The organism is Mycobacterium sp. Soil_C_30, assembly GCF_057656995.1.
In genome coordinates, this window is sequence record NZ_JBDGJH010000032.1 from 40704 (window position 1) to 50460 (window position 9757).

6 protein-coding genes are annotated in these 9757 nt (G+C 67.4%); 4 read left to right on the forward strand and 2 right to left on the reverse strand.

Translation table 11 applies throughout. The annotated features are described in order from the left end of the window. Both AC3A6P_RS34165 and AC3A6P_RS34170 read left to right on the forward strand, forming a co-directional pair. Positions 1 to 3969: a bifunctional nitrate reductase/sulfite reductase flavoprotein subunit alpha gene (locus AC3A6P_RS34165; RefSeq protein ID WP_487696828.1), complete on the forward strand. Its 3969-nt coding sequence runs from the start codon at positions 1 to 3 to the stop codon at positions 3967 to 3969. 67 nt (positions 3970 to 4036) lie between these two features. Next, complete coding sequence (locus tag AC3A6P_RS34170) at positions 4037 to 4897, forward strand: LLM class flavin-dependent oxidoreductase (protein WP_487696829.1); 861 nt, start codon at positions 4037 to 4039, stop codon at positions 4895 to 4897. Here AC3A6P_RS34170 and AC3A6P_RS34175 read toward each other — a convergent pair. After that, positions 4880 to 5482 carry an HD domain-containing protein gene (locus tag AC3A6P_RS34175; protein WP_487696830.1) on the reverse strand — a complete coding sequence of 201 codons (603 nt, stop codon included), beginning with the start codon at positions 5480 to 5482 and terminating at the stop codon, positions 4880 to 4882. The two genes, AC3A6P_RS34170 and AC3A6P_RS34175, sit on opposite strands and share 18 nt — an antisense overlap. 38 nt (positions 5483 to 5520) lie before the next feature. Here AC3A6P_RS34175 and uvrA point away from each other — a divergent pair, with 38 nt between their 5' ends. Then, on the forward strand, positions 5521 to 8031 hold the full coding sequence (gene uvrA, locus AC3A6P_RS34180; protein ID WP_487696831.1) for an excinuclease ABC subunit UvrA: 2511 nt from the start codon (positions 5521 to 5523) through the stop codon (positions 8029 to 8031). Positions 8032 to 8072: 41 nt separating this feature from the next. On the opposite strand, the gene AC3A6P_RS34185 is transcribed toward uvrA, so the two are convergent. Next, positions 8073 to 8630 carry a TetR family transcriptional regulator gene (locus AC3A6P_RS34185; RefSeq protein ID WP_487696832.1) on the reverse strand — a complete coding sequence of 186 codons (558 nt, stop codon included), beginning with the start codon at positions 8628 to 8630 and terminating at the stop codon, positions 8073 to 8075. A gap of 86 nt (positions 8631 to 8716) precedes the next feature. Here AC3A6P_RS34185 and AC3A6P_RS34190 point away from each other — a divergent pair, with 86 nt between their 5' ends. After that, entirely contained in the window at positions 8717 to 9613 is an 897-nt protein-coding gene (locus AC3A6P_RS34190) for an SDR family oxidoreductase (RefSeq protein WP_487696833.1), read from the forward strand. The last annotated feature ends 144 nt before the right edge of the window (positions 9614 to 9757 follow it).

The window sequence follows — 9757 nt, forward strand, 5'->3', positions numbered from 1 at the left end:
GTGACGTCGACGAGCACACGCACCGCGTGTTCGTATTGCGGGGTCGGGTGCGGGATCTCGGTGGAGACCCGCCCCGACCCCGATACGGGTGCGCCCGTCATCGCCCGGGTCAGCGGCGACAAACTGCATCCCACCAACTTCGGGCGGCTGTGCACCAAGGGTGCGACGCACGCGGAGATGATGGCGGCCACCGATGGCCGCCTCACCACCGGGCTGGTGCGGCCCACCCGTGACGAGGAAGCGGTACCCACCCCGGTCGACGACGCGGTGGCCGAGGCGGCGCGCCGGCTCAAGGGCATCGTCGACGAACACGGACCCGATGCCGTCGCGCTGTACGTCTCGGGTCAGATGTCCATCGAGGCACAGTATCTGGCGACCAAACTCGCCAAGGGCTACCTGCGCACCATCCACATCGAATCGAACTCGCGGCTCTGCATGGCCAGCGCCGGAACGGGTTTCAAGCAGTCCCTGGGATCAGACGGTCCGCCGGGGTCCTACACCGACTTCGACACCACCAACCTGTTCTTCGTCATCGGTTCCAACATGGCCGATTGTCATCCGATTCTGTTCCTGCGCATGGCGGACCGGCTCAAAGCCGGCGCCAAACTGATCGTCGTCGATCCGCGCCGTACCACCACCGCCGAACGTGCCGATCTGTTCCTGCAGATCAAGCCGGGCACCGACCTGGCGCTGTTGAACGGGATCCTGCACCTGCTGGTCGAATCCGGCGCCATCGACCAGGATTTCATCACCCGGCACACCCAGGGCTGGGACGATATGCCGGAGTTCCTGGCCGGTTACACCCCGGCCCGGGTGGCGGAGATCACCGGCCTGTCCGAGACCGACATCGTGACCGCGGCCCAGATGATCGCCGAGGCCCGGGACTGGGTGTCGTGCTGGACCATGGGACTCAACCAGAGCACCCACGGCACCTGGAACACCAATGCCATCTGCAATCTGCACCTGGCCACCGGTGCCATCTGCCGGCCCGGCGCCGGGCCGATGTCGCTGACCGGCCAGCCCAACGCCATGGGTGGGCGCGAGATGGGTTACATGGGGCCGGGTCTGCCGGGGCAGCGCGCCGTGGTCAACGCCGATGACCGCGAGTTCGTCGAGCAGCAGTGGGGTCTGGATGCGGGCACCATCCGCACCGACGTGGGGCCGGGCACCATCGCGATGTTCGAGCAGATGGCTGCCGGCCGGATCAAGGCCTGCTGGGTCATCTGTACCAATCCCGTTGCCACCGTGGCCAACCGGTCGACCGTGATCGCCGGGTTGCAGGCCGCCGAGCTGGTGATCACCCAGGACGCCTACCGGGACACCGCCACCAACCGCTACGCCGACGTGGTGCTGCCCGCTACGCTGTGGTCGGAATCCGATGCCGTGATGGTGAACTCCGACCGCACCCTCACGCTGTTGCAGCAGGCATCCGAACCTCTGGGTGCGGCCCGGCCGGACTGGCAGTTGATCTGCGAGGTCGCCACCCACCTCGGCTTCGGCGACGCCTTCGCCTACAAGACCAGCGAGGAGGTGTTCGACGAGATCCGCCGGTTCTGGAACCCCAAGACCGGCTACGACATCCGCGGCGCCAGCTATGCCCGACTCCGTGACAAACCGCTGCAGTGGCCGATACCGTCCGAGAGCGCCGACGGCCGCAACCCGACCCGCTACCGCAACGACGGGGTGAGCCAACACCTGCACGTCAACGACGACGGTACCGTCCCGGCCTTGGCGTTCGCCACGCCGTCGCGGCGTGCGGTGTTCCACCCCAGACCTCATCTGGACGCCAAAGAGCTTCCCGACGATGACTATCCGTTTGTACTCAACACCGGTCGGTTGCAACATCAGTGGCACACCATGACCAAGACCGGGACGGTCGCCAAGCTCAACAAGCTCAACAGCGGCCCGTTCGTGGAGATCAATCCCCTTGATGCTGCGGCTGCCACCGTCCGCACCGGCCAGCAGGTGGAGCTCACCTCGCGCCGCGGCCGGGTGGTGCTACCGGCGCAGGTGACCGACCGGGTGCGGCCCGGCAACGTCTGGGTGCCGTTCCACTGGAACGACGAGCATGGCGAACACCTGACCATCAACGCCTTGACCAACGATGCCGTCGATCCCGACTCGCTGCAGCCGGAGTTCAAGGTGTGCGCGGTGAGCCTGCGCCCCGTCGCACCGGCACCACACCCGCTTGCCGCCGTGCTCGATCTGTCCGATCAGCGGCCACCGCAGCCCACCGATGACGAGAAGATCTACCTCGCAGCGTTTCTCGGCGCCATCGACAGCGTTGACGCGGGTGTCCCCGTGTTGCCGGCCACCGCCCCCGTGCGCACCGAGGTGCGATTGTGGGTGGACGGCATGCTGGCCGGGGCACACTCCAGAACCGCGCGCACCGAAACACACACCAGCACGGGGCCGTTGGTCATGTGGGCGTCGCAGACCGGCAACGCCGAGGAGTTCGCCGCGCAGGTGGCCGACCAACTCGGCGCGCAGTTGGTGAACATGAACGACTGCTCGCTGGACGATCTCGCCGCGGGGCGTGAGGTCATCATCGTCACCTCGACATTCGGGGACGGCGGACCCCCGGACAACGGGGCCGAGTTCTGGGACCGGCTGGAGTCACCCGATGCGCCCAGCCTCGACGGGGTGCGCTACGCCGTGCTCGGCATCGGTGATCGCTCCTACGAAAACTTCTGCGGTCACGCCAAGTCGTTGGACGCCCGGCTGGCCGACCTGGGTGCGGCCAAGATCCTGGACCGCGCCGACGTCGAGGCCTACGACGACGAGCCTATGACGCAGTGGGCCGACCGGGTGACCGCCCTTGTTGCGGACACGCCGGTCACCCGCAAACGCCGGGCCACCGAACCGTTCACCCGCGGCCAACCGGTCCCGGCTCCGCTGGTCCGCAATGTCAGACTCACGCCCGCAGGCTCGGCAAAAGACGTGCGGCAGTTCGGGTTCGACATCTCCGAGCATGTCGCCGAACACGGAATCAGTTATGCCGCAGGTGATTCCCTGGGCGTGGTACCCCGCAACAGCGATTTTGCGGTCGACACGTGGTTGGCGGCCACCGGCCTCGACGGTGGCGAAGAGATCAGGGTCGACGGGGCGCAGACGTCGTTACGCGACGCACTCACCGCAAGCTACGACATCTGCCGTGTCACACCCGGTCTGCTGAAATTCGTCGGTGAGCACTGCGGCGACAAGAGACTCCACAAACGCCGCGACGAACTCGACGCGTGGCTGGTCGACCGCAACGGTCTGGACGTGGTGCGCGAATTCGCTGTCCGAGCCGCTGCGGAGCAGTGGCAGGAGGCGCTGGTGCGGCTCACGCCGCGGCAGTACTCCATCTCGTCGTCACCGCTGGTCAGCCCGCACGAGGTGCAGCTCACCGTGTCCGTCGTGCGGTACCAGGACGGTCTGCGCGGGGGAGTGGCGTCGACGTTTCTGGCCGACCTGCCCGACGGGACGCCGGTGCCGGTTTTCCTGCAGCAGTCGCCGCACTTCCGGCCGCCCACCGAGTCGCACACGCCGATGATCATGGTGGGCCCCGGCACCGGTATCGCCCCGTTCCGCGGATTCCTGCAGGAGCGCCGCGCGCTGGGACACACCGGCGGCAACTGGCTGTTCTTCGGTGATCAGCACCGCGACCAGAACTTCTACTACCGCGCTGATCTCGAGGACATGGTGGCCGATGGTCTGCTCAGCCACCTCGAACTGGCGTTCTCGCGGGACCAGGACAAGAGGGTCTACGTGCAGCACAAGATGCTCGACCACGGGGCGCAGGTCTGGCGGTGGCTGGAAGACGGTGCGCATTTCTACGTCTGCGGCGACGCCACGCGCATGGCGAAGGACGTCGACGACACCCTGACCAAGATCATCAAGACCCACGGCAAGATGTCCGACGATGCTGCGCACGCGTACAAGCGGGGGTTGGTGGCAGACAAACGCTACGTGCGTGACGTGTACTGAGAATGCACTTTCCGTAGTTGAGAATGCTGTTACCATTCGGGCTCACCGGCGAATCTGGGAGTGCACGATGGCGCAGTGGTTCCTGTATGTCCCACAGACCCGGCTCGGTATCGCCGACCTCGTGACCCGGGCGCAGACGGCGGAGGCTGCCGGATTCGACGGAATCGCATTCCTCGATCACCTGGAGACGCCCATGGCTCCGGCGAGTCCGTTGTGGGAAGCGATGACGGTGGCGACCTGGGTGGCGGCCCACACCGCGACGCTGCGCATCGGTCATCTGGTGCTGTGCGACGCGTTCCGGCATCCCGCGGTCCTGGCCAAACAGGCGACCACCCTGGCGGCGGCCTCAGGTGGCCGGTTCGAACTCGGGCTCGGCTCGGGTTCCATGCCCGGGGAGCTGGTGAAGTTCGGCATCTCCGCGGCCACCGCGCGGCAGCGTGTTGATGCACTGGGGCAGACGCTGGAATCACTGCACCACTTCTGGTCCGCAGACCACGAGCTGGCACAGCAGCCGGCTCCCGACACCCCGATCCCGATCGTCCTGGGCGGGGTGGGGCCGCGGATGCTGAACCTGGCGCGGCAGTTCGCCGACTGGTGGAACCTACCGGCCAACGAGCTGGCGCGACTGCCCGAACTGCTGCCCGCGATCGGTGCGGTGCGGGTCTCGGTGCAACAGATGGTCGGATTCGTGCGCGCGGGCGACGACGTCGCCGCGGTGACGGAGAAAGCCCGCCGGCGCTGGAGTGTGCTGGGCTCAGGTCTGGTGTGCGGCGACGCGGACACGCTCACACGCCATTTCGCGCAGCTGGAAAGTCAAGGCGTGCAGCGGTTTTACGTATGGTTTGCCGACTCGGCCCCGCCGGAGTCGATCGCCGAGTTCGGGCAGACCGTGATCCGCGAGGCCGTTGGCCTACCCGGACTGGTCTGATCCTCGGTAACCCGACCGGATCAACGCGTTGGTGGGACGCAGAAAACCCGGCTGCTGACGACGGCGGATCGCGCGCAGACACCCGAGCGGGATGACGCGCTTGAAGAAGACAGAGGCGTCGAACGTGCCGCGCACCTCGGCGACATAGGACCTCGGAAGCCCGAACCTGACGAGGCCTTGACTGACGTCGATGAGGTCCGCCCGGCGAACGGCTTCCACCAGCGGCGCGTACGGCCGGTCCGGACCGTAGGTGGCGAACCGATGATGTTCGGCCACCATGAGCGCCAACTCCTCGGACCAGCCCTGGCGCCCCGTCGCCGTCAACCACGCGTCCTGCGCCTCGATGGACGGCACCAGGTAATCGAGCGTGTCGAACGCCGCCAGATCGTGAAACGCTGCGGCGATGGCCAGCTTGTCGTCACGATCGGCGGTCTCGGGTGTCAGCGCGCGGGCGAAGTTGAGCACCCGGTACGCGTGCGCCCGGTAGGCGGCCCACCCCGCGTCGTCACCGCGCGCCCGGTCGTGATGAGCGTCGAGGATCTCGTCGATCAACGCGGAGCTGCGGACGATCCCGGGCACAGGCACGCCCTGATGGTACGAGCATCTGGGTGAGAATGACTCAGATGGACTCCGATCAGCACGACGCGCGGGACCCGTACGTGCGCGTCTACGCCTCCCGCGTGCACAACCTGAGGTCAGTGGACGTCGCCGCCCCGCGTGATGCGTTTGTGGTGTTCACCGGTGTGTCCGGGTCGGGGAAGTCGTCACTGGCGTTCGGGACCGTCTACGCCGAGGCGCAGCGCCGTTACTTCGAATCCGTGGCGCCGTACGCGCGCCGGTTGCTGCTGCCCAACGACGCTCCGAAGGTCGACGACATCACCGGGTTGCCGCCCGCGGTGGCGTTGCAGCAACGCCGGGGAGCCACGAGCTCACGCTCCACCGTCGGCACCGTCACCACCTTGTCGAACCTGTTGCGGATGCTGCTGTCCCGCGCCGGGAGCTACCCGCCCGGCGCGACGGAACGGCTGGACTCCGACGCGTTCTCCCCGAACACGACGGTGGGCGCGTGCCCGGAATGCCATGGGATCGGCCGGATCCACCGGGTGACCGAGCAGACACTGGTGCCCGACCCGACGCTGACCATCCGCGAGGGCGCGGTGGCCGCCTGGCCCGGCGCGTGGCAGGGGCAGAACCTGCGCGACATCTTGATCACCCTGGGTTACGACATCGACAAACCGTGGCGCAAACTCAGTAAACGGCAACGGGATTGGATTCTGTTCACCGACGAACAGCCCACTGTCGAGATCGACCCCAGCCAGCATCCCGTCACCGCCGACTACTACTACAACGGCACTTTCTCCAGCGCCGAACGCCACGTGAGGCACACGTTGGCCAACTCCCAGAGCGCGATGATGCGGCGCCGGGTCCTGCAGTACGTCGACAGTGTGGACTGCCCCGTGTGCGGGGGCTCCGGGTTGCGTCCCGAAGCCCTGGCGGTGACCTTCGCCGGTCGCAACATCGCCGAACTGGTGGCACTGCCCCTGACCGTGCTGGCCGAAGTGCTGCAACCCGCTGCCACCAGGACGGAATTCGAGGCCGCCTACGAATCCACCGAGTCGGGCGAGTTCACCGAGGTGGCCACCATGATCGCCGCCGATCTGGTGGCCCGGATCGCGGTGCTGGTGGATCTGGGGCTCGGCTACCTGAGCCTGCACCGCCGCACCCCGACGGTGTCGCCGGGGGAGTTGCAGCGGTTGCGGCTGGCCACCCAGCTGCGGGCCGGGCTGTTCGGTGTCCTGTACGTCCTCGACGAGCCGTCTGCCGGTCTGCATCCGGCCGATGCCCAACCTCTGCTCGACGTGCTGGATCGGCTACGCCGCGCCGGGAATTCGTTGTTCGTGGTCGAACACGACATGGACGTGGTGCGCCGCGCCGACTGGGTCGTGGACGTGGGCCCCGGCGCCGGCGAACTCGGCGGCGACGTGCTCTACAGCGGGCCGGTGGACGGGTTGGCCGAAGTCGAACCGTCGGTCACCCGGCGGTATCTGTTCGGTCGAAAGAGGCCCGAGCGTAGCACCACCCGAACGCCGGCCGGGACCCTCGGACTGCGGGGCATCACCTTTCACAATCTGCGCGACGTCGACGTCGACCTCCCGCTGGGTGCGTTCGTCGCCGTCACCGGGGTGTCCGGGTCAGGGAAGTCGACGCTGGTGTGCAAGGTCCTCGGTGACGTGATGGCCCGGCAGCTGGGCCGCGCCGAGCTCACCGACGACGGCACCGAGGATTCCGAACTGCTCGACATCGATGCCGACGCCAGCATCGGTGTCACGGTCAACGGCGCCGAGATCATCGACCGGCTGGTCACCGTCGACCAGAAGCCGATCGGCCGCACTCCGCGCTCCAACCTGGCCACCTACACCGGTCTGTTCGATGCGGTGCGAAAGGCATTCGCCGACACCGATGAAGCCCGCCGGCGTGGCTGGAGCGCGGGCCGGTTCTCGTTCAACGTCGCCGAGGGACGGTGTGCGACCTGTCAGGGTGAGGGTTTTGTGGCGGTGGAGCTGCTGTTCCTGCCCGGCACGTACGCCACCTGCCCGGCGTGCCACGGCGCCCGGTACTCCGAGGAGACGTTGGAGGTCACCTTTCGGGGGCGCACCATTGCCGATGTGCTGGCCATGACGGTCGACGAGGCCGTGGACTTCCTGGCCGAGCTGCCCAGTGCGGCAAGGAGTCTGACGACGCTGCGTGATGTCGGGCTCGGGTATCTGCGTCTCGGCCAGCCGGCCACGGAACTGTCCGGCGGTGAGGCGCAACGCATCAAGCTGGCCACCGAGTTGCAGCGCGCCAAACGCGGGCACACGCTCTACGTCCTCGACGAGCCCACCACCGGTCTGCATCCCTCCGATGTCGAACTGCTGGAACGGCAGTTGCATCGCCTGGTCGACGCCGGCAACACCGTCGTGGTGGCCGAACACGATATGAACGTCGTCGCAGGCGCCGATCACGTCATCGATCTCGGGCCCGGCGGCGGGGACGAGGGCGGTGCGGTGGTGGTGGCGGGCACCCCCCGGGAGGTGGCTGCGCACCAGACGAGCCGGACCGCACCGTATCTGGCGGCCGCGCTGGGACATTAGGCACCTGCCTCGAGTCAGGCTTGCTCGTGGCCCGGTGCGGCTTACCGGGTGACGTTCCTGAGTTCGGCGAGGGTTTCGCGGATGTGCGCGGCAAATTCGCGCGCCGAGCGATCGGCAAGCCAGCGTTCGAAGGCGACCTTGAACACGGCGATCCCGGTCTCTGCGGTCAGGCTGGCCGCCGGCTCACCAATACCGCGGCGCCGCAATGCATCTCCGATGGTCGACGCCATCGAGGCCAGCTTGATCAGTTCGCGTTCCTGCAGTCCCGGGTTGGCTGCGATGACGGTCTGGCGTTTCCGGCTGTAGGGCCGACGCTGGTCGAAGAACCCGGATACCGCCGCCAGTGCGTCGGCGACGGCATCCAGCGGCGGCACTGTCGCGGGGACGGCGTCGAGGGCCCCGGCGATCGACTGTGCCAGCTCGTTGCCGCGGAACAGCACTTCGCGCTTGTCGGCGAAGTGCCGGAAGAAGGTGCGCTCGGTCAATCCGGCACGTTCGGCGATCTCGGCGACGGTGGTCTCGTCGAATCCGCGCTCGTCGAACAGTTCCAGTGCCGCCCGCTCCAGGCGGCCCCGCGCGTCCGGTTCCCATCGACCCATGCGGGAATTCTACGGCGATGACAGACGCTGACATCAGGCGTAGGTTGATGTCACCCACTGACATCGCACGGAACGAAGGAACGATCATGCGCATTTTTGTCACCGGTGCCTCCGGACACATCGGCTCACTGGTTGTCCGCGAGTTGCTCGACCACGGCCACCAGGTCACCGGCCTGGCCCGCTCGGACACCTCCGCCCGGGCGCTCGAGGCGGCAGGTGCCGGCGTCACCCGCGGAACACTCGATGACCTCGACGTCTTGGCCGCCGCTGCCGCAGACGCCGACGGGGTGATCCACCTGGCCTTCAAACACGATTTCGCCGACTACGCCGGTGCCGCCGTCGCCGACCTGAAGGCCGTCGAGGCGATGGGAGCCACGCTGGAGGGCTCGGGCAAACCGTTCATCAACACCTCCGGCACCGCCATGCTGGCCATCGGGTCGGCGGGTGCGCTGGGTACCGAGAACAGCCACGTGGACCCGTCGGGAGCGCGCGTCGCCTCCGAAAACGCCACCCTGGCTCTGGCCGATCGCGGTGTCCGTGCCGCAGTGGTCCGACTGGCGCCCACCGTGCACGGACCCACCGACCACCACGGTTTCATCCCGACGCTCATCGCGAACGCACGAAAGACGAGACAGGCGCTCTACATCGGTGACGGCGCCAACCGCTGGCCCGCCGTTCACAACCTCGATGCCGCACGCCTGTACCGGTTGGCCGTGGAGTCGGCGCCGGCCGGTTCACGACTGCACGGTGCGGCGGAGCAGGGCATCCCGTTCCGGGACATCGCTTCGGCGATCGGCGCCCAACTCGGTGTCCCCGCCGTCAGCGTCACCCAAGATCATGCCACCGAGCAGCTGGGCTTCATCGGATGGGTTGCCTCGCTGGACAATCCGACCTCCAGCAAGCAGACCCAGCGGCTACTGGGCTGGACCCCGCAACACCCGGGCCTGCTCGAGGATCTCGAGTCGGGACGTTATTTTGCCTGACCTCGGTCGGCCGCCAAATGGATGGCTTTCCTAAAAGGGTGATCTGCGTGTGGGTTTGCCCAGCGCACGTTGCAGGGCGTTGTGTTCGCGTTCGGCGTTGATGTGTTGTTGGCGGTCTTGGTCGCGGGTGCGTTTGCGGATGGG

What these genes read in the sequence shown, in the direction of transcription:
- AC3A6P_RS34170 (WP_487696829.1), top strand. Translation starts at nt 4,037, where the DNA reads ATGGCGCAGTGGTTCCTGTATGTCCCACAGACCCGGCTCGGTATCGCC.
- uvrA (WP_487696831.1), top strand. Translation starts at nt 5,521, where the DNA reads ATGGACTCCGATCAGCACGACGCGCGGGACCCGTACGTGCGCGTCTAC.
- AC3A6P_RS34185 (WP_487696832.1), bottom strand. Translation starts at nt 8,630, where the DNA reads ATGGGTCGATGGGAACCGGACGCGCGGGGCCGCCTGGAGCGGGCGGCA.
- AC3A6P_RS34190 (WP_487696833.1), top strand. Translation starts at nt 8,717, where the DNA reads ATGCGCATTTTTGTCACCGGTGCCTCCGGACACATCGGCTCACTGGTT.